Below are 22,855 nucleotides of genomic sequence, written 5' to 3'. Positions count from 1 at the left end.
ACTGATAATGGCTATCGAGATCAAAGCCCCTACTTTCCCGGAATCGGTTGCCGATGGCACCGTTGCCACCTGGCACAAGAAACCGGGCGAAGCCGTCAAGCGTGACGAGCTGATCGTCGACATCGAGACCGACAAGGTCGTCCTGGAAGTGCTGGCCACCGCCGATGGCGTGCTGGGCGACATCGTCAAGGGCGAAGGCGAGACCGTGCTGTCCGACGAAGTGCTGGGTTCGATCAATGAAGGCGCTGCACCAGCTGCTGCTCCGGCCGCCGCTGCCGCCGCACCTGCCCAGGCTGCCGCTGCGGCCGACGCTGGCGAAGACGACCCGATTGCTGCGCCTGCCGCACGCAAGCTGGCCGAAGAAAACGCCATCGACCTGGCCAGCGTCGCTGGCACCGGTAAAGGCGGTCGCATCACCAAGGAAGACGTCGTCGCTGCCGTCGCCAACAAGAAGGCCGCTCCGGCTGCCGCTGCTGCCAAGCCGGCCGCTGCTGCCGCTGCCCCGGTTGTCGCCACTGGCGACCGTACCGAGAAGCGTGTGCCGATGACCCGCGTGCGTGCCACCGTGGCCAAGCGTCTGGTCGAAGCACAGTCGAACATGGCGATGCTGACCACCTTCAACGAAGTCGACATGACCGAAGTCATGGCACTGCGTTCGAAGTACAAGGACCTGTTCGAGAAGTCCCACAACGGCGTGCGCCTGGGCTTCATGTCGTTCTTCGTCAAGGCTGCCACCGAAGCGCTGAAACGCTTCCCGGCTGTCAACGCCTCGATCGACGGCAGCGACATCGTCTACCACGGCTACGCCGACATCGGTGTTGCCGTGTCCAGCGACCGCGGCCTGGTGGTACCGGTACTGCGTAACGCCGAGCAGATGAGCCTGGCCGAAATCGAAGGCGGCATCGCCACCTTCGGCAAGAAGGCCCGTGACGGCAAACTGTCGATCGACGAGATGACCGGCGGTACCTTCACCATCACCAACGGTGGTACCTTCGGTTCGATGATGTCGACCCCGATCGTCAACCCGCCGCAGGCTGCAATCCTGGGCATGCACAACATCATCCAGCGTCCGATGGCCGTCAACGGCCAGGTCGTGATCCGTCCGATGATGTACCTGGCACTGTCCTACGATCACCGCCTGATCGATGGCAAAGAAGCCGTGACGTTCCTGGTGACCATCAAGAACCTGCTGGAAGACCCGGCTCGTCTGCTGCTGGACATCTGATAAACAGCTGCAGGCTGCAAGCGACAAGCTTCGAGCAGAAGCGTGTTCGCCTTGCCGCCTGCAGCTTGCCGCTTGACGCTAAAAGGAATCTTTTATGACCCAGAAATTCGACGTGGTAGTGATTGGTGCAGGTCCTGGCGGCTATGTAGCCGCGATCAAGGCTGCCCAGCTCGGCCTGAGCACTGCCTGTATCGAGAAGTACGTTGACGGCGAAGGCAAACTGGCCCTCGGCGGTACCTGCCTGAACGTGGGTTGCATTCCGTCCAAGGCGCTGCTGGACAGCTCCTGGAAGTACAAGGAAGCCAAAGAGAGCTTCAACGTGCACGGCATCTCCACTGGCGAAGTGAAGATGGACGTGGCTGCGATGGTTGGCCGCAAGGCTGGCATCGTCAAGAACCTGACCGGCGGCGTTGCCACCCTGTTCAAGGCCAACGGCGTCACTTCGATCCAGGGCCACGGCAAACTGCTGGCCGGCAAGAAAGTCGAAGTCACCAAGCCTGACGGCAGCACCGAAATCATCGAAGCCGAGAACGTGATCCTGGCCTCCGGTTCGCGTCCGATCGACATTCCGCCGGCTCCGGTCGACCAGAAAGTCATCGTTGACTCCACCGGCGCCCTGGAATTCCAGACCGTGCCAAAACGCCTGGGCGTGATCGGCGCCGGCGTCATCGGCCTGGAGCTGGGTTCGGTATGGTCGCGCCTGGGTGCCCAGGTGACCGTGCTCGAAGCCCTGGACACCTTCCTGATGGCAGCCGACACCGCTGTTGCCAAGGAAGGCCTGAAGACCCTGACCAAGCAAGGTCTGGACATCAAGCTGGGCGCTCGCGTGACCGGCTCGAAGGTCAACGGCGACGAAGTCGAAGTGACCTACACCGACGCCAACGGCGAGCAGAAGATCACCTTCGACAGGCTGATCGTTGCAGTCGGCCGTCGCCCTGTGACCACCGACCTGCTGGCTGCCGACAGCGGCGTGACCATCGACGAGCGCGGTTTCGTGTTCGTTGACGACTACTGCGCTACCAGCGTACCGGGCGTCTACGCCATCGGTGACGTGGTACGTGGCATGATGCTGGCGCACAAGGCCTCGGAAGAGGGCATCATGGTCGTCGAGCGCATCAAGGGCCACAAGGCCCAGATGAACTACGACCTGATCCCATCGGTTATCTACACCCACCCGGAAATGGCCTGGGTCGGTAAAACCGAGCAAGCCTTGAAGGCTGAAGGCGTTGAGGTTAACGTGGGCACCTTCCCGTTCGCGGCCAGCGGCCGTGCGATGGCGGCCAACGACACCGGTGGTTTCGTCAAGGTCATCGCCGATGCCAAGACCGACCGCGTTCTGGGTGTACACGTCATTGGCCCAAGCGCTGCCGAACTGGTGCAGCAGGGTGCAATCGCAATGGAATTCGGCTCCAGCGCCGAAGACCTGGGCATGATGGTCTTCTCCCATCCGACCTTGTCTGAAGCGCTGCACGAAGCCGCTCTGGCCGTGAATGGCGGTGCCATCCACGTAGCCAACCGCAAGAAGCGTTAAACAATAAGAAACCACGGCGGACGGCCCGTCGTGAGTCTTGCGTGCATGGCTCACCGCGGAAAGTCCGCCGGACTCGAACTCCCGGAGCATACCGGGGGCAAGCGGTCACAGGTGGCGCGGCACTCCACAGGAGCGCAGCGCCGAAGCGCAGTACCTAACGAAGACGGTAAAAAGCATGAATCTTCACGAGTATCAGGGTAAGCAGCTGTTCGCTGAATACGGCCTGCCAGTTTCCAAGGGTTTCGCAGTCGACACCCCTGAAGCTGCAGCAGAAGCCTGCGACAAGATCGGTGGCACCGAGTGGGTTGTAAAAGCCCAGGTTCACGCCGGTGGTCGCGGTAAAGCGGGCGGCGTAAAGCTGGTTCGCAGCAAAGAAGACGCCAAGGCGTTCGCTGCCCAGTGGTTGGGCAAGCGTCTGGTTACCTACCAGACCGATGCCAATGGTCAGCCAGTCACCAAGATCCTGGTTGAATCGTGCACTGATATCGCTAAAGAGCTGTACCTGGGCGCTGTCGTTGACCGTTCGAGCCGTCGTATCGTGTTCATGGCCTCCACCGAAGGTGGCGTGGACATCGAGAAAGTCGCTCACGACACTCCGGAAAAAATCATCAAGGCCACTATCGATCCACTGGTTGGCGCTCAGCCATTCCAGGGTCGCGAGCTGGCATTCCAGCTGGGTCTGGAAGGCAAGCAGGTTGCTCAGTTCGCCAAGATCTTCGTCGGTCTGGCCAAGCTGTTCAAAGAGCACGACCTGGCACTGCTGGAAGTGAACCCGCTGGTGATCAAGGCCGACGGCGATCTGCACTGCCTCGATGCCAAGATCAACATCGACGCCAACGCCATGTACCGTCAGCCCAAGCTGAAAACCTTCCACGACCCGTCGCAGGACGATCCTCGTGAAGCCCACGCTGCCAGCTTCGAGCTGAACTACGTGGCCCTGGAAGGCAACATCGGCTGCATGGTAAACGGTGCCGGCCTGGCCATGGGTACCATGGACATCGTCAACCTGCACGGCGGCAAGCCAGCCAACTTCCTCGACGTAGGTGGTGGCGCTACCAAAGAGCGCGTGACCGAAGCGTTCAAGATCATCCTGTCCGACAGCAATGTCGCGGCCGTACTGGTCAACATCTTCGGCGGCATCGTTCGTTGCGACATGATCGCCGAAGGCATCATCGGTGCAGTGAAAGAAGTTGGCGTTAAAGTGCCGGTTGTTGTTCGTCTGGAAGGCAACAACGCTGAACTGGGCGCCAAAGTACTGGCAGAAAGCGGTTTGAACATCATTGCGGCAACCAGCCTGACCGACGCTGCTCAACAAGTTGTCAAAGCTGCGGAGGGCAAGTAATGAGCGTCCTGATCAATAAAGACACCAAAGTCATCTGCCAGGGCTTCACCGGCTCGCAGGGTACCTTCCACTCCGAGCAAGCCATCGCCTACGGCACCAAGATGGTTGGCGGCGTGACCCCAGGCAAAGGCGGCACCACTCACCTGGGCCTGCCGGTGTTCAACACCGTGAAAGAAGCAGTAGCTGCTACCGGCGCCGACGCGTCGGTCATCTACGTACCGGCTCCTTTCTGCAAGGACTCGATCCTGGAAGCAGCGTTCGGCGGCATCAAGCTGATCGTGTGCATCACCGAAGGCATTCCTACCCTGGACATGCTCGATGCCAAGGTCAAGTGCGACGAGCTGGGTGTTACCCTGATCGGCCCTAACTGCCCAGGCGTCATCACCCCGGGCGAGTGCAAGATCGGCATCATGCCAGGTCACATCCACTTGCCAGGCAAGGTCGGTATCGTGTCGCGTTCCGGCACCCTGACCTATGAAGCCGTGAAGCAGACCACTGACGCCGGTTTCGGTCAGTCCACCTGCGTCGGTATCGGTGGCGACCCGATCCCGGGTTCGAACTTCATCGACATCCTGAAGCTGTTCCAGGAAGACCCGAAGACCGAGGCGATCGTGATGATCGGCGAGATCGGCGGTTCGGCTGAAGAAGAAGCGGCTGCCTACATCAAGGCAAACGTCACCAAGCCAGTGGTTTCCTACATCGCCGGTGTGACTGCCCCAGCGGGCAAGCGCATGGGCCATGCTGGCGCCATCATTTCGGGCGGCAAGGGTACTGCAGACGAGAAGTTCGCAGCCCTGCAGGACGCCGGTGTAAAAACCGTGCGTTCGCTGGCCGACATCGGCAAGGCCCTGGCCGAGCTGACCGGTTGGGAAGTGAAGAAGTAAGCTGCGGCTGACCTTCCACGCTTCGGCAAAGGCCACCCTCGGGTGGCCTTTGTGCTTTCTGGTGTACAACGCTGCCCCCTGTAGGGGCCGGCCTTGCCGGCGAAGCAGACAGCGCGTTCTTGCATAAAAGTCGGTCATCCACGCGACATGCATATTCGCTCATCGGACAAGCACCCCTCTGGCAGTGCGTTTTGCGGCCAGATTCGTTAACCTGTGCCCTCATTTTGTGCCAGCACCCCAAAAGGGAGCTACACGCTAAACGGGTCTGCTCCATCCGGGCAGGCAGCATTTCCCTCACCCAAGGGGAAGTCCCTCTCTAAATCCCGATTTCAGAAGTGTGGTATTTCCTTAATGAAAGTCTTGAAAGGCCAGGACATCCTGGCGCTTGGTTTTATGACGTTCGCGTTATTCGTGGGCGCAGGCAACATCATTTTCCCGCCTATCGTCGGCCTGCAATCGGGCCCCTACGTCTGGTTGGCCGCCCTGGGCTTTCTGGTCACTGCCGTGGGCCTGCCCGTGATCACCGTGGTGGCACTGGCCAAGGTCGGTGGCGGCATGGACGCGCTGAGCAGCCCGATCGGCAAGGTGGCCGGTGGCCTGCTGGCGGCTGCCGCGTACCTGGCCGTAGGCCCGCTGTTCGCCACCCCGCGTACCGCGACCGTGTCCTTCGAGGTAGGTGTGGCACCGCTGACCGGCGAGAGCCCGACCGCGTTGTTCATCTATAGCCTGGTGTACTTTGCCGTGGTGCTGGCCGTGTCCATGTACCCGGGCAAGCTGCTCGATACTGTCGGGCGCTTCCTGGCCCCGCTGAAGATCATCGCGCTGGCCGCGCTGGGCATCGCCGCGTTCATGCTGCCGGCCGGCACCATGGGGGTGGCGCAACCTGAATATGTCGCCGCGCCGTTCTCCCAGGGCTTCATCAATGGCTACCTGACCATGGATACCCTGGGCGCGCTGGTGTTCGGTATCGTCATCGTCAACGCGATCCGCTCGCGTGGCGTCGACTCGCCGCAACTGATCACCCGCTATGCCATCATCGCCGGCCTGATTGCCGGTGTCGGCCTGGCGCTGGTGTACATCAGCCTGTTCCGCCTGGGTGCGGGCAGCCACGAGATCGCCGCCGGTGCGAGCAATGGCGCGGCGGTGCTGCATGCCTATGTACAGCACACTTTCGGTTCGCTGGGCAGTGGCTTCCTGGCTGTACTGATCGCGCTGGCCTGCCTGGTCACCGCCGTGGGCCTGACCTGCGCCTGCGCCGAGTACTTCAGCCAGGTACTGCCGTTGTCGTACCGTATGCTGGTGGTGCTGCTGGCCGGCTTCTCGCTGGTGGTGTCGAACCTGGGCCTGACCAAGCTGATCGCGTTCTCGATCCCGGTGCTGACGGCAATCTACCCGCCCTGCATCGTGCTGGTGGCGCTGAGTTTCTGCGGCAACCTGTGGAACTCCCAGACCCGCATCATGGCCCCGGTCATGGCGGTGTCGCTGCTGTTCGGCATGATCGACGCGCTCAAGGGCGCCAACCTCGCTGGCTGGCTGCCGGAGTCGCTGGCGCACCTGCCGCTGAGCGAGCAAGGCCTGGCCTGGCTGGTGCCTTCGGTGGCGATGCTGGCTGTTGCCGTGGTGCTTGACCGCATGCTCGGCAAGCCGCGCGAAGCGGTCGCCTGAGTGCCGGCCGCGGCAGGCGAGGGCCACAAGCCATGATCGCCTGCCGGGCCAGCCTCTGAAGAGCCCCGCATCCATTCGGATGCGGGGCTTTTTCGTCTCGGGGCCACGTGTCTTTTTGCCGCTGGCAGCGTCGAAAGGCGGACAATGCACCATCCTGTGCCATTTCTTCGGGAGCGCCATGAGCTTCATCCAGAACAACCTGATCAACCTGTTTGCCGCCTGCTGGTTCGTTGCCTGCTGGGGCGGCTACACCCGCTACGCCAGCTGGAAGGCCCGTGATACCGCCTGCCTGGCCAGCGTCATGCACCTGTACCGCGAGGACTGGATGCGCCGCATGCTGCTGCGCGACAACCGCATCGCCGACGCCAGCGTGATCGGCAATCTGGAGCGCAACGCATCGTTCTTCGCCTCCAGCACCCTGATCATCCTGGCCGGTATCCTCACCGTGCTGGGCGCCTCGGACCGCGCCTGGTCGCTGCTGGCCGACCTGCCGCTGGTACAGCAGACATCCCAGGGCATGTCCGAAATCAAACTGTTATGCCTGGCGATGGTTTTCGTGTACGCCTTCTTCACCTTCAGCTGGTGCATGCGCCAGTACAACTTCGCCGCCGTGCTGGTGGGCTCGGCACCGATGATCGGCGAGCGTCAGGTCAGCGAGCAGGAGCGCAAGGCCTTCGCTCTGCGCGGGGCGCGGGTTATCTCGCTGGCGGCCAACCAGTTCAACTTCGGGCTGCGCTCGTACTATTTCGGCATGGCCTTGCTCAGCTGGTTCATCAGCCCCTGGCTGCTGGTGCTGATGAGCACCGGGGTAGTACTGGTGCTGTACCGCCGCGAGTTTCATTCCGACGTGCTCGACGTGATGGTCTATACCCCTACAGAGGCGCCATTGCCTGAGCCGAACAAGGAACCTGTCGCATGAGTATTCCGTTCTGGTGTGTGTTGATCAGCGCACTGCTGATCTATGTGGCGCGGGTGCCGGTGGCGCGTGCGATGAAGCAACAGGGCAGCTACGACAACCACCTGCCGCGCAGCCAGCAGGCGCAACTGACCGGCATGGGCGCCCGGGCGGTGGTGTTACGGATTAATAAACTTTGTCACAAAAGCTCTTGGATTCCGCGGCCGAGCGGGGGCGCTGATCCTGGAGAAGAGAGAATAAAGGTTGTCACAAAGCATAATCTTTCAAAAATTCTTGGGCTTTTCCGTTTAATAAAGGTCGTCACAACAGTAAAGGTTGTCACAGCAAAGGTTCAGCCAAAGAAAAATCACAAGGATATATCGTGCAAAAACCCCGGAAAAATTATGATGGTATCTTTGTACACAGAGGTAATCGGTACGAGCTTCTCCTGTTCACAGGTACTAAGTCTGTCTCATGCCCCCTCTTCACTCTGCCAGCACACAGTCCTAGATCGGGCCTTACAGTCCGGTTGGAAGCGATTCTCGGCTGCGCGGCGAAACAAGCAAAGGGCCAGTACAGCGAGCTCATGACGCAGCCCCACCGATACGTCATCAGAAGAAATTTCCATTGCCCGGCAAGCTGAGTTCTTACATCTGCGGTGGCCTGGTGTGCGTTTCACCGTGGCAGTCACGGCACCATGCAAAGAGGGCGTCTTACAGAATCCGGCCATGTTTGAGCATTTCGTGGTCATCCGTGTAGCAGCGAAACAGCCCCAAAGAAATGGCGTAAAGCCCCGCCGACTGGGGCGTGAGATCCAGCCTGGACGTGTCCGCGCCACGGACGATTTCGGCGAGCTTGGCCAGAGTGGGATCATCGAGCTGGTACTTCTTGAGGAAGGCGTCGAAGCTGCTTAACGGCCCGACATGGCTCAGGTCTACCCCTAGAATGTCATAGAGCGTGGCACCTTCATCACTTGCCACGCGCAAGACCTCGCTGCTGGGGACGTAGCGGAAAACCGGGACTGTATCGATGAAGCGCTGGATGAGCCAAGGACAGGCGATCCGATCGATCTTTGGACGTTCACGCGTTACCCATTTCATTGGACACCCCACCGCCGGCAGGCGATGGGTCATGAAACACCGGCCGATGATGTCGGCCGGCAGTTGGTTTCAACCACGCAACATGTGGACTGCCAGGCCTGCCAGGGCGCAAGCGAATAGAACCTGAATGACACCCCGCTTAAAGCGGAATAGGGCAATTGCTGCAGCAACCGCTATCACCGCTGAAGGCCAGTCAAACGCCCCACTGAAGCCTTTTGGCCAAAGTACGTGGTAGCCGAAGAACATGGCGAGGTTCAGGATCACCCCCACCACAGCCGCGGTGATGCCTGTCAGCGGTGCAGTGAATTTCATCTCGTTGTGAGTCGACTCCACCACTGGGCCACCGGCAAGGATGAAGATGAAGGAAGGCAGGAAGGTGAACCAGGTCACGAGGCTCGCCGCGACTGCACCGGCAAGGAACGGGTGCTCCGCACCGAACATCGGATGCACGTACCCACCGATGAATCCGACGAAGGCAACCACCATGATCAGTGGCCCTGGCGTGGTTTCCCCCAAAGCGAGGCCATCGATCATTTGGGTTGGCGTCAGCCACCCGTAATGACCGACAGCGCCCTGGTAGACATAAGGCAGCACCGCGTACGCCCCGCCAAACGTCATCAGTGCAGCCTTGGTGAAGAACCAGCCCATCTGCGTCAGGCTGCCGTCCCAGCCAAACGACAGCGTTAGCAACCCCATGGGCAGCACCCACAGCGCTCCACCGACCAGCAGCAGGTGTACCAGATGTCCCCAGCTGAAACGGGCATGCTCAGGGGTTGGGGTGTCGTCATCGATCAGCGCCGGACCGAAGCTGTTCTTCGCGGCCCCATGACCGCCGCCGATCACGAACTTGCCGGGTGCGAAGCGGCCCCCCACATAGCCGATGATGGCGGCCACCAGCACGATCAGCGGGAACGGCACGTTGAGGGCGAAGATAGCGACGAACGAGGCGCCGGCCATAGCCCACAGCCAGCCGTTCTTGAGGGCTCGTGAACCAATCCGGTGTGCAGCGTGGACGACAATGGCGGTGACCGCCGGCTTGATGCCATAGAAAATGCCCGCGACTACCGGCACCTCGCCAAAGGCGACATAGACCCAGGACAAACCGATCAGGATGAACAGTGAAGGCAGCACGAACAATGCGCCGGCAATTACCCCACCCCAGCTGCGGTGCATGAGCCAACCGATATACGTTGCGAGCTGCTGAGCCTCGGGGCCGGGCAGCAACATGCAGTAGTTCAGCGCGTGTAGAAACCGTTTCTCGCTGATCCACCCCCTACGCTCGACCAACTCCTGATGCATGACTGAGATCTGTCCGGCAGGCCCGCCAAAGCTGATGAAGCCTAACTTGAGCCAGAACAGGAAGGCTTCATACAGACCGATCGGCTGCTGAGACGCTTGCGATGGCGGCTGTTCACTTACTGCGGAGGTGGTATCAACCATTTTGGGCTTCCTCGCTTGCGAAAGCCGTCAGCAGGCCATCGAAGATGCCTCCTGCGACCATTGTCAGTTGATCGTCATCGCCAATGCTCTCTCTCAATCCGGCGAGGACACGCTCGATACCGGGTGCTTCGGAAGGTTGTACGCCTCCCACATCCAGGTAGTGGATGACACCCGCCAGGCGTGCCAGGCCTGGCTGCTGAAAGGCGAAGCTCTCGATGAGGGTTTCGAAGGAAACCCGCTGGCCAACGTGGCTGAATCGGGCCCCATCAAAATCAAAGCCGAGCGCATCGCTTGGGCAGTCGCTGGGACTGTCCAACCAAATGAATTGGGCATCGGCATCAACGAAGCGACGGATCAGCCAGGCACAGGCCAACCGGTCTACCCAAGGACGTTTTCGCGTTGCCCATCGGCGACCTTGGTATTCGCTGCGCTCCAGCTGGTTGATCGCCTCATCGTGCGCACTCGGCTCATCAGAAGACAGAGCGCGGCTAATCGCGGTCTCAAGCTCCTGCAGGGCCGCGTCGGCTTGGGTCTTGAGTACACCTGGGAAGAAATCGATCGCTGCCAACTGGCCGAAGGCCTTCCTGAGCTTGCGCACCTGTCGGGCTGTCAGCAACGCATTATCCGGGGATAGGTCAGCTCGGCAGCCTGCAATTTCTTCCATCAGCTTGGCGTATTCATCGCTTCTGTCGAATAGCCCGCTGAAGCGCTCCTCGCGTTCTGGCAACGACAGCAGAAATGCCGTGCCGTTGATGGCTAGCACATCTCGCTCCACGGCTTCGAACGTTTCGCGGCCCGCGCTTTGTTCCGGCAGCAAGTACACACCATCGCGTAGCACGGCGGCGCCAGAGGCCTTCAGCGTTCTCCAGGCGCGCATTCGTTCGGTGGCGTTTGCTGTCGGCAGTCCCAAAATCAATAGCGACCAGCTAATCATGTAGAAAACTCAACATAAAATGTATCTTTTCCTACATTAAGCCAGTTTCGTCCAAATGCAACGGGTATTCATCGAGCGTGTCGAGCCGTATGGAATCGCGTTGACCATATCCCCCTTGGGGGGGATACGCTGTTGTCGATCTGATGAAGTTCAGGCGATAGAGATCGCCTCCAGCCGTGCACGGAGGTGCCATGCTATCTGTCCTGAAAAACCGCACTTACAGGCACCTGTTCATTGCTCAGGTGATTGCCTTGATCGGCACCGGCCTGGCGACCGTAGCGCTTGGGCTTCTGGCCTATAATCTAGCCGGCGCGCAGGCCGGCGCCGTCTTGGGCACTGCGCTCGCGATCAAGATGGTGGCCTACATTGGCGTGGCGCCGATTGCCGGTGCGTTTGCCGAACACCTACCCAGAAAAGCCATGCTGGTCTCCCTCGACCTGGTCAGGGCAGCCGTGGCGCTGTTACTCCCGTTTGTCACCGAGATCTGGCAGATCTACGTGCTGATTTTCGTGCTGCAGTCTGCATCTGCCGCGTTTACGCCAACGTTCCAGGCCACCATTCCTGACATCCTCCCTGACGAGCGTGAGTACACCCGGGCGCTATCACTTTCGCGCCTGGCTTATGACCTGGAGAGTGTTATTAGCCCGATGCTCGCGGCAGCCCTGTTGACCGTGGTCAGCTTCCACAGCCTGTTCGGTGGCACCGTCGTGGGTTTCCTCGTGTCAGCTGCGATGGTGGTTTCAGCGGTATTGCCGGTAGCCGTTCGCGGGCCCAAGCGGAGCATCTACGAGCGGACGACCAAAGGCCTACGGATCTTCCTGCGTACCCCGCGCCTGCGCGGCCTCCTGGCCTTGAACCTCGCAATTGCTGCAGCCAGCGCGATGGTTATCGTGAATACGGTCGTGTTGGTTCAGGCGAAGCTTGGGCTGGATCAGAGCGCGATGGCCATGGCGTTGATGGCTTTCGGTGGCGGTTCGATGGTGGTGGCCATGCTGCTTCCGCGACTTCTTGAGCGTCTGGACGATCGTAAGGCCATGCTTGCCGGCGGAGCGATCCTGGTGGCTGGTTTGCTGATCGGGGCTTTCGTCTCCAGTTATTCGGCCTTGGTTGTTCTGTGGGTGGTGCTGGGCGCTGGATATTCCCTGGCACAAACGCCGTCGGGGCGGATCTTGCGTCGATCTTCTTCGGCTCAGGATCGACCAGCGCTGTTCGCGGCGCAGTTCGCCTTGTCTCATGCTTGTTGGCTGATTACCTACCCGCTGGCCGGGTGGCTGGGAGCCAGCGTCAGCCTCACTGCTGCGTTCGTTGGCCTAGGTCTACTCGCTGGGTTTGCGTGGACACTGAGCAAATGGATCTGGCATCCCGACCATGAGCACGAGGTTGTGTCGCATCAGCACGACGATCTTTCGGAAGATCATCCTCATGTCGCTGATGGAAAATCTCATGCGCACTCGTTTGTCATTGATGAGCTCCACCGGAAATGGCCACGGCGATAGCGCCCTCCATCCAGGGCGGTGGAGAGTCGCTGGGTCGGTGCTATTTCTTGAGCGCCTTCAGCCGCGCACTGGCTTTCTGTACGGCGGCCATCTTCTCCGGACGTTTCATGCGCTTCCACTTGCGGATTTCATCTTTCGACCGTCCGCAGCTTACACAGAGATCGCCCTTCAACTGACAGAGTGAAATACAAGGGTTCTCGATCTGCGAAGCCATGGATGAGTTACCTGTGGGCAGGATTGTGGCGCGTGAGTGCAGGCCGCCTCAGCGGCCCGCATCCACAGATTAGGCTTGGTGAATTTCGACGGTCAGGTGCCGAATTTCATGAACCGGCAACAGCCGCTCACGAATACTTTCAACACTGGTTGCGGCTTTGCCAACAACGCTGACGATAGCGGCGTGGGCGTCGGGGCCTACGCGCCAAACGTGAAGATCGCAGATGCGGACGTCACCCGGTTGCTCAATGAACTCGCGGATTTCCTGCGCTACGTGATCATCAGTTTTGTCCAGAAGGACGCCGGCAGTCACTTTCATCAGGTTCCAGGACCAGCGCCCGATAACAACGGCGCCGACGATGCCCATCACAGGGTCGAGCCAGACCCATCCAAGGTATTTGCCCGCCAGCAGTGCGACGATCGCAAGGACCGAGGTCAGTGCATCGGCCAGGACATGCACATAGGCCGATTGCAGATTGTTGTCGCCGTGCCCGTGGCCATGATCGTGGTGATGGTGGTGGTCATGCCCGTGATCATGGTTGTGCCCGTGGCCCAGCAGCAACGCACTCACGATGTTCACCAGCAAGCCAACTATCGCGATACCAATCGCGATGCTGAATTGCACTTCATTCGGTTGGAACAAACGGACGATCGACTCAGCACCCACTGCCAGGGCAACGAGTCCCAGGATCAGCGCCGAAGCAAACCCACCCAGATCGCCGACCTTGCCCGTACCAAAACTGAACCCAGAGTTGGTGGCGTGTCGCTTGGCATACGCGTATGCAGCGGCCGCGATGCCGAGCGCACCAGCGTGTGTGGCCATGTGGAAGCCGTCGGCGAGTAGGGCCATCGATCCGGTGATGTAGCCTGCGGCAATCTCACCCACCATCATTACAACGGTCAGCAACACGACCCAGAGCGTGCGCTTCGCATTCTCTTCATGGGAGGCACCGAGAAAAACATGGTCATGGGTGGTTGCCGTCGTGCTCATAGCTTGGATGTCCGAAGTCATTTTGAGTACCGCTGAATGGCTTCCAGGAGTTCTTCTACGCCCTTGCTGCGCTCTTCGTCAGTAAGTGACGGGTGAGCTACGTGCGCCCTGGCGTGATCCTTGATGATTTCGTCCAGCAACCCATTCATCGCTCCACGGGCCGATGCCACCAGTAGCAGGGTCTTGGCGCAGTCCTCTTCTTCCTGAAGGGCTTTTTCAATTGCCTGCACCTGCCCAGCAATGCGTTTGACGCGCTTGAGCAGCGCCTCTTTGTTCGATGCGAGATGGCCCATACCATACTCCCCCTATGTATATTGGCGCGGAGATTGTCATACCCCACCCCCCTATACAAGAGACCAGTAATCAGCAGGCGATTTTTGAGACGAGCGGGATGACTGGCGAACGTATCAACCGTCATCCTGAGGAGCGGTAGATAGAGCCTTCCTTGGCTCTAACCGGGGTATCAGTCGTGAGCGTGGCCATGGCCCGCGCTATCGTTCGACACCTCTGGCTCGGCATCGCCGCATGCGACGAGCAGGCCGAGGAGACCGATTACAGCGAGCGAACGTAGCAGTTTGATGGTCATGTCGTAGGTTCCACAGTGGTGAGATCAAAAAATTGATAGGTCGAGGCTCACTTCTAGTGAGCCTCGACCACGCGTCATTTCTTCAGGTTGAGATAGTCGCCAGTCGTGTTCAGCACAATGGTGACGTTACCCGTGGTACGGTTGCGCCAGAACCAGCCATGGGTGCCGTCGAAGAGCGCAGTCAGCTCACCCTTGTCGCTTTGCACCTGACGACCCTTGCTGTAGCTGTGGAAGTCGCCCTGGGCCGCGTCATAGGTTTCACCGTGGGTGTCGTGGTTGACCGGTCCCGAAGCATTCCACTCATATGCAACGACAGTTCCCTTACGCATTTCGAGCTTGATCTCGCGCCCTTCGCCTGGCTTGAGGGTCAAACTGACCTCGTCGGTTTTTGCCGCTGGCTGCACTGCTTGCTGGGCAGGCTGCACCGCTGCAACTTGTGGAGCCGGAGCGGGAGCAGCCTCGGGAACCGGTGCCGGTATTGCCGGCGCAGGTACAGCGGCTTTCGTAGCGGCCTCATCGGCCAAGGCTTCTTGGGCGAGGGAGATCTTGATCTCGCCCATCTGGGTAAGACCCATGGCTCGGCCCAGACCTGTTGGGTCGACGGCATACTCCGAAGGCATGACCACGGTGACCAGAAGGCCCATCGCGGCAGCGAAGGCGATGGCGGTGGATCGAATGAGCTGACGGCTGCTCGGCAGTTCGTTTGCCGAAGGAAGTGGGGAGTTGAACATGTTCAGAATCCTCAAGCGGTAACAATCAGGCCAGTCAGCTGATAACCCATCAGCAGGAAACCGGCGCTCATCATGGCAACGTTGGCGGTGTAGGCGTGACGCCAGAAACCACCGGTTCTTCTCCAGAAGCCCATCACGATCAGGATGGCGCTCAGCGCGAGCAACTGACCGATCTCAACCCCGACATTGAAAGCAATGAGGTTGGGGATCAGGCCGTCGGCCGAGATTTCGTACTCCTGGATCTTTGTTGCCAGGCCAAAGCCATGCAGCAGGCCGAAGACGAGCGTCGCGGCTTTGGTGTTCGGCTGGTAACCGAACCAGCGCTTGAAGGCCCCCAGGTTGTCCATCGCCTTGTAGACCACCGAGAAACCGATGATCGCGTCGATGATGTAGGAGCTGATGCTGATCTCAGTAAGCACGCCGAACAGCAGCGTGACCGAATGTCCAACGGCGAATAGCGTGACGTAGAGGCCCACGTCCTTGAGGCGGTAGAGGAAGAAGATGACGCCGAACAGGAACAGCAGGTGGTCATAGCCCGTCATCATGTGCTTGGCGCCCATGTAGATGAACGGGATCAGCATGACCCCCGAGCTTTCCTGGATGAATCCCTTGTCGCCTTCCGCTACGGCGTGTGCCAATGCCTCCGGCATGCCGATAAGCAATGACGCGACGAACAGGAACAAGAGGCAGATGGGATGGCGTGCACGCACAGCGAGCAAGCTCCCACCCGTTATCGAGTGTAAACGCATGGATCAATCCTTTTTGCAGTGATCGAGAGCCGCAAAGCGGCCAGGGTCAGGAAGCAAAAGCAGGACGAGGTGGGCGTTCGATTCGGAAGATAGGCGGGTGTGGTACCGAGTTGCCTGACCAGGCCAATGGCATGGACGGGCCGAAGATAGGTGTCAGTTGCGCAGCAGAAGAGAGCTGAGGGGTCTCGTGCTGGTGGTCGGGCGTGAGCGGGGCATGATAGTGGTCAGTGCAATGCGCGCAGCTCCATGAGGCCTCGCCATGGTCATGCCCATGCTTCATGTTCCCTGCTTCTTGGGCAGCGACTTGAGTCGGTACTGCCAACGAATAGGCGTGCCCCGTCCAGGCCAGCATAACGGCCATAGCCAAAGCCACGAGGATGGCTGATGACAGGAAACGACGGGACATTCAGATGCCTATGACGCTGATTCAACAGCAACGTTGCACGTTTGACCTAACCCCCTGGGGGGGATAGCATCGCCAGCGTAATGTATCGCCGACAGAGACTCAAGATATGTCCGATGATCACCAGCACGATGATGAACAGGGCCATGCCCATACTCACCAGAGCCATGAGGCGATCATCAAGCGCCTGAAGCGTGCAGACGGCCATCTGCGCAGCATCATTGCCATGATCGAGGATGGGCGCGAGTGTGTAGACATTGCCCAGCAACTGCATGCGGTTGAAAAGGCCGTCTGCCAGGCCAAGCGCACGCTCATCCAGGACCATATCGACCACTGTCTTGAGGACTCGGTTGCAGCCTTGAGCAAGGGCGATCGATCGGCCCTGGACGAATTCAAGCAAATTACCAAGTACCTGTAGGGCCGTGTTCGAGCTCACCAGCTACCTCGGCCTGTTTCTGGCAGCTTTTGCGGCCGCCACGCTGCTACCCATGCAGTCAGAAGCCGCGCTGGCCGCGATGCTAGTGTCTGAGCTGTACCTGCCCGTGGCGCTTGTCGCGGTGGCTACCGCCGGCAATGTGCTGGGTTCCGTGGTTAACTGGTTTTTGGGTCGAGGCGTCGAGCACTTCAAGCACAAGCGCTGGTTCCCGATTAGGGAGTCCAAGCTGGAGAAGGCACAAGTCTTCTACCAGCGCTATGGATACTGGTCACTGCTATTGAGCTGGGTACCCATTATCGGCGATCCAATTACGTTGGTAGCCGGGGTCATGCGCGAGCCACTTTGGCGGTTCACACTGTTGGTGACCTTGGCCAAGGGTGGGCGGTACTTGCTACTGACTCTTTTGGTACTCGGGAGCATGCCGTGACGTCAGATCCCATCCGTCACAGAGAGCGGCACACGGGCCAGGACCTGATCAAGTGGATCGCCTTGATTACGATGGTGCTCGATCACATGCGGTTGGCCTGGCCGGCTACCAGTAACCTGTTTGTCTTAGTCCGACTGTCCTTTCCTTTGTTCTGTTTGGCGGTGGCCATCAACGTTTCGCGGAACCAGCCTGGTGAGTTGTTTATCCGGAGTAATGGCCGGTATCTCGCCCTTTTGGTGTTGTTTGCGGCGCTATCAGAAGTGCCATACCGGATGGTCAGCACCTCAGGCACATTCAACGTCCTGGTCACGTTGGCGTTGGGTCTGCTGGTCGCTTGGGAAGTGCAGCACCGGACGCTCGAAAGCCTGGTACTGGCCGGCGGGGCGATTCTGGCTGCCTATTTGCTGAGCGAGCCGTTGATGTTCGGCTTTTATGGAGTGTTCGTGCCGGCAGCTCTGGTGCTCGCGATCAAGCGCCCCGAACTTTTCGCGTTACTGCCCGTCGCACTCTGTGCTGCTGCCAACTCTCGAACTGGCCTGTTCGAGCAAGCAGCGCAACTAGAACCATTCGCCATCCTCGCACTGTCGACCGCCGCTCTTGCACCTCTGCTCGGTTTGGCGCTGTTCTGGGCCCCATTGCCGTTCAAGGTCGTGCCTGTCAAACAGTGGAGCTATTGGTTCTACCCCGGCCACCTGGTGGCGCTACTGGGTATTCGCAACTTGCTTTAGCTGCTGGCTTTGCTTCTATGGCTGGCATCCTCAGGGTCAAGAACACCAGCGCTGAAGGACCTGCGGACCGCCTTAGTGACAGTGGCGCTCGCCCGTTTTGTGGTTGGTGTGGCAACCCTTGGAGTCGGTACCGCCGCTATGTGCGAAGGCAGTGACCGAGGAGAACGACAGGACTGCTGCGATCACGAGGTAAACGATTTTCATCAGGCTACTCCATGCTTGGTTTTTGTACGTGGCTTCGGCCACCGGCGAAGATTATGGCTAATTGCCTTCATACGGCAAGCGGCTGCGTCCCCGACGAGGTGTGGTCCAATGAAAGGGGTAATTACGGGCGTCGGGCTGGAGCCCGTGGAATTAAACGCTGCGAGAGTTTTAATTCTCTAAATCCAATCGTCCCGAGTCCCGTATACACCTACAGGCCTCCTAATGAGGCCCAAAGAGTGGTGAACTGGCGCTTGCGCTACAGCGCAGAACCCGATACGGGGAGCTAGTTGAAAAGCTCCAAGAAACGGCTGAAATTGACGGCAGCTATGGCAAGGCCACTCAGTACGATAACTGTCGTGTAGATCGGATGGTCTTTGACGATTTCAATCAACACAACAGGGTGCACCCCGTTCCGCTCGTACCATTTGGATTTCGTCTTCAAGGACTTGTCATGTGTCCGTTCGAAGAAGTTCGCAAACATATCGAGCTTCCTCAAGGTCGATTGATGCATTTTTATGTACTCAGCGTTCACAAAGGCGGCAGCCTCATCAGCGCCCGGCAGCGCGTCTTGGTCGCTGGCATTGTTGAGTTCAGCTAATGCCATGATCCTGCCTTTCCTTCCCTTGCTATCGGCATGCGGGGCATAATTTCTTCCATACAACGCAACCAGCTCACGCGCAAGGTCAACCTTCTTGTCATCCGGCAGCTCTACGGGTTTGCCGCCGAGTACCCGGAAGCGATGCTCAAGCGCAAAGAACCCGAAATTTTCGTCTCGCATATTCCAGTGCAGGAAACGGCAATCCTTGTGCTTATCAAGCCATTGGAAAAAGCCTTTGAGCATCGACTTTTCGAATTTATTGAGCTCTGCTTGCATGCTGGAGAGCTGTTTGCTGAGCTCTGCTTCTTTATGGATGGACCATGATTTGGTCTGGCCGGTTTTTAGGTTTCGTGTGGCGATGGAGGTCACACGTTTCGACTCCCCCGTATCGTTCTGATAAAACGATTCGCAGGAGTAGTGGATTACGTAAACTCGGTTCGCGTCGAGGTAGAGGTCTTCGATTAACGCTCTGCTCCTTTTGCGATCCTTTACCCGATCTAGCTCTGCTCCCACCACCTTCCCCTCAACCCAGTGCAATGTAGGCGAAGCTGGTGATTCTGCCCTCAAATGTGAGTACCCGCTAGATTTACCCCTAGCTTTGCCTTTGACTCTCCCTGAGGGTATACCGCCTGGGGATAACCAGCTTGCTTTGTCTTGGCGGATTGCCCTGCCGATTGACGTGGCCCACATAAGCCGCTTCAAATGCCGTCAGAACGCAGGACCATTCGCTCCCGTCGAGCTGGCTGGTGGGCGTGAGCCAAGAGGCGTATCCTACAAGCGCTTGCTCCGAGACTTGTTGGCCTACAGCCTCCCCTTGGAGACATCTGATAGCCCGCCGCCGAGGCGGGCTTCTTTGCTACCAGATCTGTACAGCAGCGCCTTTGGTTGGCTAGCTGCCCAAGCTAGGCTCTGCCAGAACGCATGCCCATAAGCGGTCTACCTGTCTCCCTAGGCACGCCGGTTATCGACGTACCCAAATCTTTTATCAGGCGCATGGAAAGCAGGCGGAGGTTTGGCGAAATTCGCTTACGCAGTCATTGCTTCGCAGGAATCTGCGCAGGTCATACAGGCCTGTGCGCATTGCTGACAGTGGTCAGCATCTCGGTGCGAAGGCCTGCCCGATCATTTAAGGCTGGAAAATCACTGCTTCTGAATGCTCACGATTTCGCGACGCTTCCCCCCATACGGAACCCAAATTTCACCTTGTCTCCTACGTTCAAGCCCTTCAGCTGTGCAGGCTCAGCTTGGATCCGTCCCTGAAAACGTTATGGAGTCATGAAAATGATTCCTCGACAGATCAGCGCCCAGCCGCGTGCCATCGCCCCGCTGCTACGCAGAACGATGGTGTGAAATTAAGAGGGAGTCAGACGCGGGGAGGACGCCATGGATCGGGGGGGAGAACCTGTCGCTATGCCTACAGCATAGGTATCGGCAGGTCGTGGGTAACCGTCTGGCCAACTCACCCCTCAGCACACAGACCAGCTCGGACAAGAACGGGTGGAAAACAAAGCCTTGCCCGCAGGTATACCCATTGAATAAGCCTGTATCTGACGTAGGTCATGCAGAGCCTGCCAGCGGGTCGCAATCGACGATGGCTTCATTGTATACTTCGGCTCCGCATACCCCTTGAGCTACAGGAACATCAGCATGACTGTACTCCAAACGATCTACTGGCAGCCTACGCCGCCTTAGCGCTACGCCCCCTCGCAACAACCTGCTTCCGCTAGCCTCGCTCGCGGGTGCTCACTGCTGTACGCCTGGTTTTACACCTTAAGCACACAGCAAAAAATCCTCAAAATTTGAATTTGTATCGATTCGCTCGCCACTCCCTTGGCGTGCGCGATGCTTTGCCTTGGATATTTATATGCTGCAAAAACTTAGACAAACGTGGTTTTCCAACGTCCGTGCCGACGTGCTCGCGGGGCTGGTGGTCGCACTCGCGCTGATCCCGGAAGCCATCGCCTTTTCCATCATCGCCGGGGTAGATCCCAAAGTCGGTCTCTACGCCTCCTTCTGTATCTGTGCTGTCATCGCCTTTGTCGGCGGGCGCCCCGGAATGATCTCGGCGGCGACAGGCGCCATGGCACTGCTGATGGTTACGCTGGTAAAAGAGCATGGACTCCAGTACCTGCTGGCCGCGACGCTACTATGTGGCGTACTTCAAATCCTTGCCGGCTACCTGAAGCTCGGCTCGTTGATGCGCTTTGTTTCACGCTCGGTAGTCACCGGCTTCGTAAACGCATTAGCGATTCTGATTTTTATGGCGCAATTGCCTGAGCTGACCAATGTCACCTGGCATGTCTATGCCATGACCGCTGCGGGCCTGGGAATCATCTACCTGTTCCCGTATGTACCGAAAATCGGCAAGGTGATTCCCTCTCCATTGGTGTGCATTCTGACGCTGACTGCCATCGCCATTTACCTCGGTTTGGATATCCGCACCGTCGGTGACATGGGCCAACTGCCTGATACGCTCCCGATCTTCCTCTGGCCTGAAGTTCCGCTGAATTTTGAAACCCTGCGCATCATTTTCCCGTACTCGGCTGCGTTGGCAGTAGTGGGTCTACTCGAATCAATGATGACCGCGACCATCGTCGACGACCTTACCGACACCACCAGCAACAAAAACCGCGAGTGCAAAGGCCAGGGTGTGGCCAACATCGCTGCCGGCATGCTTGGCGGCATGGCAGGTTGCGCCATGATCGGCCAGTCGATCATCAACGTGAAATCTGGTGGCCGCACCCGTCTCTCGACATTGTGTGCCGGCGTTTTCCTGCTGCTGATGGTGGTATTTCTTGGCGAGTGGCTCTCCAAAATCCCTATGGCGGCACTCGTGGCTGTGATGATCATGGTGTCCATCGGCACCTTTAGCTGGGATTCCTTGCGTAATCTGAAAGAGCATCCGCTGTCGACCAACCTCGTCATGGTGGCGACCGTCGTGGTCGTCGTGGCCACTCACAATCTGGCTTACGGCGTACTGGTAGGTGTGCTGCTGGCCTCCCTGTTCTTCGCAAACAAGGTCGGGCACTACCTGGATATCAAGAGCACTCTTGAAGAGACGAAATCGCATCGGACTTACCGCGTCGTGGGCCAGGTGTTCTTTAGCTCTGCGGACAAGTTCACTGAGGTTTTTGACTTCAAGGAGGCGCTCAACAAGGTCACCATCGATCTCACACAGGCGCATTTCTGGGATATCACCGCCGTCGCAGCGCTGGATAAGGTCGTGATCAAGTTCCGACGCGAAGGCGCTGAGGTTGAAGTGCTCGGTCTCAATGAAGCCAGCGCGACAATCGTTGACCGCTTCGGCGTGCATGACAAACCCGGTGCCATCGACAAGCTCATGAGCCACTAAGGAGAACGACAATGACCCGCGTAATGGCATGCATTGATAACTCACAATCCTCATTGGCGGTCTGCGATTACGCAGCATGGGCCTCGCAACGACTCAGCGCTCCCCTGACCTTGCTTCATGTGCTGGATAAGGAGAAATATCCTGCATCCGCTGACCTCAGCGGCAATATCGGTCTCGGTAGCAGAGAACATCTGCTGGAAGAGTTGGCCATGCTGGATGCGCAGCGGGCAAAACTGGCGTTGGAGCATGGGCAGCACATGCTTGAAAAAGCTCGCGAGCGAACAGTTCACTCTGGCGCCATGTCACCTGATATGAAGCAGCGCCATGGCCATCTCGTCGAGAGCCTGAGCGATCTCCAAGACGATATTCGGTTACTGGTGATTGGAAGAGTCGGTGAGGACAGCACGCGCAGTGCCCAAAGTCTTGGCAGCCAGATTGAAGCGATAGTCCGAACTATCCACCGCCCCACCCTGATTACAACCAGCCATTTCAGGAAACCTGAAACGGTCATGGTGGCATTTGACGGCAGCGCAACAGGCCACAAGACCTTACAGATGCTTGCTTCAAGCCCGCTGTGCGAAGGCCTGCCAATTCATATCGTCATGGTTGGAACGGATTCTGAAGACAACCAGAACGCGCTGGAGAAGGCACGAACCACGCTTGCGTCTTCCGGCTCGCTGGTGCATTCCGAGATCCGCCCAGGCGAAGTAGAGTCCACACTGCATGCGTATCAGGCAGAGCACGGCATTGACCTCTTGGTCATGGGGGCGTACGGGCACTCACGCATCAGGCAGTTTCTGATAGGCAGCACGACCACGACGATGCTGCGTACATCCACTGTACCCTTATTGCTGCTTCGCTGAGCCAGTTCCACTGGCCACAGTATTTCCAGAACTGAGGAAATACCGTGGCCACCCTGGACGAT

General features: G+C 58.7%; 22 protein-coding genes and 2 pseudogenes. 13 read left to right on the top strand and 11 right to left on the bottom strand.

Annotated elements, in window-relative coordinates; genetic code table 11:
* The first annotated feature begins 7 nt into the window (after window positions 1-7).
* The 7 genes and pseudogenes from odhB to V9K84_RS12860 form a co-directional block, all read left to right on the top strand.
* Entirely contained in the window at window positions 8-1,225 is a 1,218-nt protein-coding gene (gene odhB / locus V9K84_RS12890) for a 2-oxoglutarate dehydrogenase complex dihydrolipoyllysine-residue succinyltransferase (protein ID WP_043863136.1), read from the top strand.
* Between the two features lie 94 nt (window positions 1,226-1,319).
* Window positions 1,320-2,756 (top strand): dihydrolipoyl dehydrogenase, encoded by a 1,437-nt coding sequence (lpdA, locus tag V9K84_RS12885; protein ID WP_043863135.1) that lies wholly within the window; start codon window positions 1,320-1,322, stop codon window positions 2,754-2,756.
* 175 nt (window positions 2,757-2,931) lie between these two features.
* Window positions 2,932-4,098 carry an ADP-forming succinate--CoA ligase subunit beta gene (gene sucC, locus V9K84_RS12880; RefSeq protein WP_043863134.1) on the top strand — a complete coding sequence of 389 codons (1,167 nt, stop codon included), beginning with the start codon at window positions 2,932-2,934 and terminating at the stop codon, window positions 4,096-4,098.
* Window positions 4,098-4,982, top strand: a complete 885-nt coding sequence (sucD, locus tag V9K84_RS12875) for a succinate--CoA ligase subunit alpha (RefSeq protein WP_038613108.1) — start codon at window positions 4,098-4,100, stop codon at window positions 4,980-4,982. The genes sucC and sucD overlap by 1 nt, the downstream gene beginning before the upstream one ends.
* Window positions 4,983-5,333: 351 nt before the next feature.
* Complete coding sequence (gene brnQ / locus V9K84_RS12870; protein WP_088515661.1) at window positions 5,334-6,647, top strand: branched-chain amino acid transport system II carrier protein; 1,314 nt, start codon at window positions 5,334-5,336, stop codon at window positions 6,645-6,647.
* Between the two features lie 178 nt (window positions 6,648-6,825).
* Entirely contained in the window at window positions 6,826-7,566 is a 741-nt protein-coding gene (locus tag V9K84_RS12865; protein ID WP_054915669.1) for a DUF599 family protein, read from the top strand.
* A pseudogene (locus V9K84_RS12860) lies at window positions 7,563-7,718 on the top strand (MAPEG family protein); the annotation flags it as partial. The gene V9K84_RS12865 and the pseudogene V9K84_RS12860, both read left to right, overlap by 4 nt.
* Window positions 7,719-8,189: 471 nt before the next feature.
* Here V9K84_RS12860 and V9K84_RS12855 read toward each other — a convergent pair.
* The 3 genes and pseudogenes from V9K84_RS12855 to V9K84_RS12845 form a co-directional block, all read right to left on the bottom strand.
* Window positions 8,190-8,642 (bottom strand): annotated as a pseudogene (locus tag V9K84_RS12855) (chromate resistance protein ChrB domain-containing protein).
* Window positions 8,643-8,711: 69 nt separating this feature from the next.
* Complete coding sequence (gene chrA / locus V9K84_RS12850; RefSeq protein WP_043860740.1) at window positions 8,712-10,082, bottom strand: chromate efflux transporter; 1,371 nt, start codon at window positions 10,080-10,082, stop codon at window positions 8,712-8,714.
* The gene (locus tag V9K84_RS12845; RefSeq protein ID WP_012316910.1) at window positions 10,075-11,016 is read right to left on the bottom strand and encodes a chromate resistance protein ChrB domain-containing protein; all 942 of its coding nucleotides are present in this window, start codon (window positions 11,014-11,016) and stop codon (window positions 10,075-10,077) included. Before V9K84_RS12845 ends, chrA begins: the two co-directional genes overlap by 8 nt.
* A gap of 191 nt (window positions 11,017-11,207) precedes the next feature.
* On the opposite strand from V9K84_RS12845, the gene V9K84_RS12840 reads away from it, so the two are divergent.
* Window positions 11,208-12,512 (top strand): MFS transporter, encoded by a 1,305-nt coding sequence (locus V9K84_RS12840; protein WP_012316911.1) that lies wholly within the window; start codon window positions 11,208-11,210, stop codon window positions 12,510-12,512.
* Window positions 12,513-12,552: 40 nt separating this feature from the next.
* Here the strand turns inward: V9K84_RS12840 and V9K84_RS12835 are convergent, their stop codons facing one another.
* The 6 genes from V9K84_RS12835 to V9K84_RS12810 all read right to left on the bottom strand — a co-directional run bounded on the left by V9K84_RS12835 (window position 12,553) and on the right by V9K84_RS12810 (window position 15,782).
* Complete coding sequence (locus V9K84_RS12835; RefSeq protein WP_012316912.1) at window positions 12,553-12,726, bottom strand: DUF1289 domain-containing protein; 174 nt, start codon at window positions 12,724-12,726, stop codon at window positions 12,553-12,555.
* 69 nt (window positions 12,727-12,795) lie between these two features.
* Window positions 12,796-13,737, bottom strand: a complete 942-nt coding sequence (gene dmeF, locus V9K84_RS12830) for a CDF family Co(II)/Ni(II) efflux transporter DmeF (RefSeq protein ID WP_012316913.1) — start codon at window positions 13,735-13,737, stop codon at window positions 12,796-12,798.
* Entirely contained in the window at window positions 13,734-14,009 is a 276-nt protein-coding gene (locus V9K84_RS12825; RefSeq protein ID WP_012316914.1) for a metal/formaldehyde-sensitive transcriptional repressor, read from the bottom strand. The genes dmeF and V9K84_RS12825 overlap by 4 nt, the downstream gene beginning before the upstream one ends.
* A gap of 170 nt (window positions 14,010-14,179) precedes the next feature.
* The gene (locus V9K84_RS12820; RefSeq protein ID WP_016489889.1) at window positions 14,180-14,302 is read right to left on the bottom strand and encodes a hypothetical protein; all 123 of its coding nucleotides are present in this window, start codon (window positions 14,300-14,302) and stop codon (window positions 14,180-14,182) included.
* Between the two features lie 74 nt (window positions 14,303-14,376).
* A complete protein-coding gene (locus V9K84_RS12815; RefSeq protein ID WP_012316915.1) occupies window positions 14,377-15,033 on the bottom strand; it encodes a hypothetical protein in 657 nt (218 codons plus the stop codon).
* 11 nt (window positions 15,034-15,044) lie between these two features.
* Window positions 15,045-15,782, bottom strand: coding sequence for a HupE/UreJ family protein (locus V9K84_RS12810; protein ID WP_012316916.1), 738 nt, complete (start codon window positions 15,780-15,782; stop codon window positions 15,045-15,047).
* A 512-nt stretch (window positions 15,783-16,294) separates the two neighbouring features.
* On the opposite strand from V9K84_RS12810, the gene V9K84_RS12805 reads away from it, so the two are divergent.
* The 3 genes from V9K84_RS12805 to V9K84_RS12795 are packed head-to-tail and all read left to right on the top strand — an operon-like array spanning window position 16,295 to window position 17,776.
* Window positions 16,295-16,603, top strand: coding sequence for a metal-sensing transcriptional repressor (locus V9K84_RS12805; RefSeq protein ID WP_012316917.1), 309 nt, complete (start codon window positions 16,295-16,297; stop codon window positions 16,601-16,603).
* 4 nt (window positions 16,604-16,607) lie between these two features.
* Window positions 16,608-17,048 carry a YqaA family protein gene (locus V9K84_RS12800; protein WP_012316918.1) on the top strand — a complete coding sequence of 147 codons (441 nt, stop codon included), beginning with the start codon at window positions 16,608-16,610 and terminating at the stop codon, window positions 17,046-17,048.
* Complete coding sequence (locus V9K84_RS12795; protein ID WP_043860741.1) at window positions 17,045-17,776, top strand: TraX family protein; 732 nt, start codon at window positions 17,045-17,047, stop codon at window positions 17,774-17,776. Before V9K84_RS12800 ends, V9K84_RS12795 begins: the two co-directional genes overlap by 4 nt.
* Window positions 17,777-17,848: 72 nt before the next feature.
* On the opposite strand, the gene V9K84_RS12790 is transcribed toward V9K84_RS12795, so the two are convergent.
* Window positions 17,849-17,980 carry a YHYH domain-containing protein gene (locus tag V9K84_RS12790; RefSeq protein ID WP_016489890.1) on the bottom strand — a complete coding sequence of 44 codons (132 nt, stop codon included), beginning with the start codon at window positions 17,978-17,980 and terminating at the stop codon, window positions 17,849-17,851.
* Window positions 17,981-18,263: 283 nt separating this feature from the next.
* Complete coding sequence (locus V9K84_RS12785) at window positions 18,264-18,947, bottom strand: hypothetical protein (protein WP_177336881.1); 684 nt, start codon at window positions 18,945-18,947, stop codon at window positions 18,264-18,266.
* A gap of 1,495 nt (window positions 18,948-20,442) precedes the next feature.
* On the opposite strand from V9K84_RS12785, the gene V9K84_RS12780 reads away from it, so the two are divergent.
* Both V9K84_RS12780 and V9K84_RS12775 read left to right on the top strand, forming a co-directional pair.
* On the top strand, window positions 20,443-21,930 hold the full coding sequence (locus V9K84_RS12780) for a SulP family inorganic anion transporter (RefSeq protein WP_009684101.1): 1,488 nt from the start codon (window positions 20,443-20,445) through the stop codon (window positions 21,928-21,930).
* An 11-nt stretch (window positions 21,931-21,941) separates the two neighbouring features.
* Window positions 21,942-22,793 carry a universal stress protein gene (locus V9K84_RS12775; protein WP_012316922.1) on the top strand — a complete coding sequence of 284 codons (852 nt, stop codon included), beginning with the start codon at window positions 21,942-21,944 and terminating at the stop codon, window positions 22,791-22,793.
* Window positions 22,794-22,855: the final 62 nt, after the last annotated feature.

Source organism: Pseudomonas sp. AE27 (assembly GCF_037113495.1).
Taxonomy (GTDB): domain Bacteria; phylum Pseudomonadota; class Gammaproteobacteria; order Pseudomonadales; family Pseudomonadaceae; genus Aquipseudomonas; species Aquipseudomonas palmensis.
The sequence above is the reverse complement of the archived record's forward strand: the minus strand, read 5'-3'. Positions and strand labels throughout refer to the sequence as shown.

Excerpts from the sequence above, each read along its gene's own strand:
- V9K84_RS12845 (WP_012316910.1), bottom strand. The coding sequence starts at position 11,016 with ATGATTAGCTGGTCGCTATTGATTTTGGGACTGCCGACAGCAAACGCC.
- V9K84_RS12835 (WP_012316912.1), bottom strand. The coding sequence starts at position 12,726 with ATGGCTTCGCAGATCGAGAACCCTTGTATTTCACTCTGTCAGTTGAAG.
- brnQ (WP_088515661.1), top strand. The coding sequence starts at position 5,334 with ATGAAAGTCTTGAAAGGCCAGGACATCCTGGCGCTTGGTTTTATGACG.
- V9K84_RS12805 (WP_012316917.1), top strand. The coding sequence starts at position 16,295 with ATGTCCGATGATCACCAGCACGATGATGAACAGGGCCATGCCCATACT.
- V9K84_RS12790 (WP_016489890.1), bottom strand. The coding sequence starts at position 17,980 with ATGAAAATCGTTTACCTCGTGATCGCAGCAGTCCTGTCGTTCTCCTCG.
- V9K84_RS12780 (WP_009684101.1), top strand. The coding sequence starts at position 20,443 with ATGCTGCAAAAACTTAGACAAACGTGGTTTTCCAACGTCCGTGCCGAC.
- V9K84_RS12820 (WP_016489889.1), bottom strand. The coding sequence starts at position 14,302 with ATGACCATCAAACTGCTACGTTCGCTCGCTGTAATCGGTCTCCTCGGC.
- V9K84_RS12815 (WP_012316915.1), bottom strand. The coding sequence starts at position 15,033 with ATGTTCAACTCCCCACTTCCTTCGGCAAACGAACTGCCGAGCAGCCGT.
- V9K84_RS12840 (WP_012316911.1), top strand. The coding sequence starts at position 11,208 with ATGCTATCTGTCCTGAAAAACCGCACTTACAGGCACCTGTTCATTGCT.
- sucD (WP_038613108.1), top strand. The coding sequence starts at position 4,098 with ATGAGCGTCCTGATCAATAAAGACACCAAAGTCATCTGCCAGGGCTTC.
- V9K84_RS12865 (WP_054915669.1), top strand. The coding sequence starts at position 6,826 with ATGAGCTTCATCCAGAACAACCTGATCAACCTGTTTGCCGCCTGCTGG.
- sucC (WP_043863134.1), top strand. The coding sequence starts at position 2,932 with ATGAATCTTCACGAGTATCAGGGTAAGCAGCTGTTCGCTGAATACGGC.
- V9K84_RS12825 (WP_012316914.1), bottom strand. The coding sequence starts at position 14,009 with ATGGGCCATCTCGCATCGAACAAAGAGGCGCTGCTCAAGCGCGTCAAA.
- lpdA (WP_043863135.1), top strand. The coding sequence starts at position 1,320 with ATGACCCAGAAATTCGACGTGGTAGTGATTGGTGCAGGTCCTGGCGGC.
- odhB (WP_043863136.1), top strand. The coding sequence starts at position 8 with ATGGCTATCGAGATCAAAGCCCCTACTTTCCCGGAATCGGTTGCCGAT.
- V9K84_RS12775 (WP_012316922.1), top strand. The coding sequence starts at position 21,942 with ATGACCCGCGTAATGGCATGCATTGATAACTCACAATCCTCATTGGCG.
- dmeF (WP_012316913.1), bottom strand. The coding sequence starts at position 13,737 with ATGACTTCGGACATCCAAGCTATGAGCACGACGGCAACCACCCATGAC.
- chrA (WP_043860740.1), bottom strand. The coding sequence starts at position 10,082 with ATGGTTGATACCACCTCCGCAGTAAGTGAACAGCCGCCATCGCAAGCG.
- V9K84_RS12810 (WP_012316916.1), bottom strand. The coding sequence starts at position 15,782 with ATGCGTTTACACTCGATAACGGGTGGGAGCTTGCTCGCTGTGCGTGCA.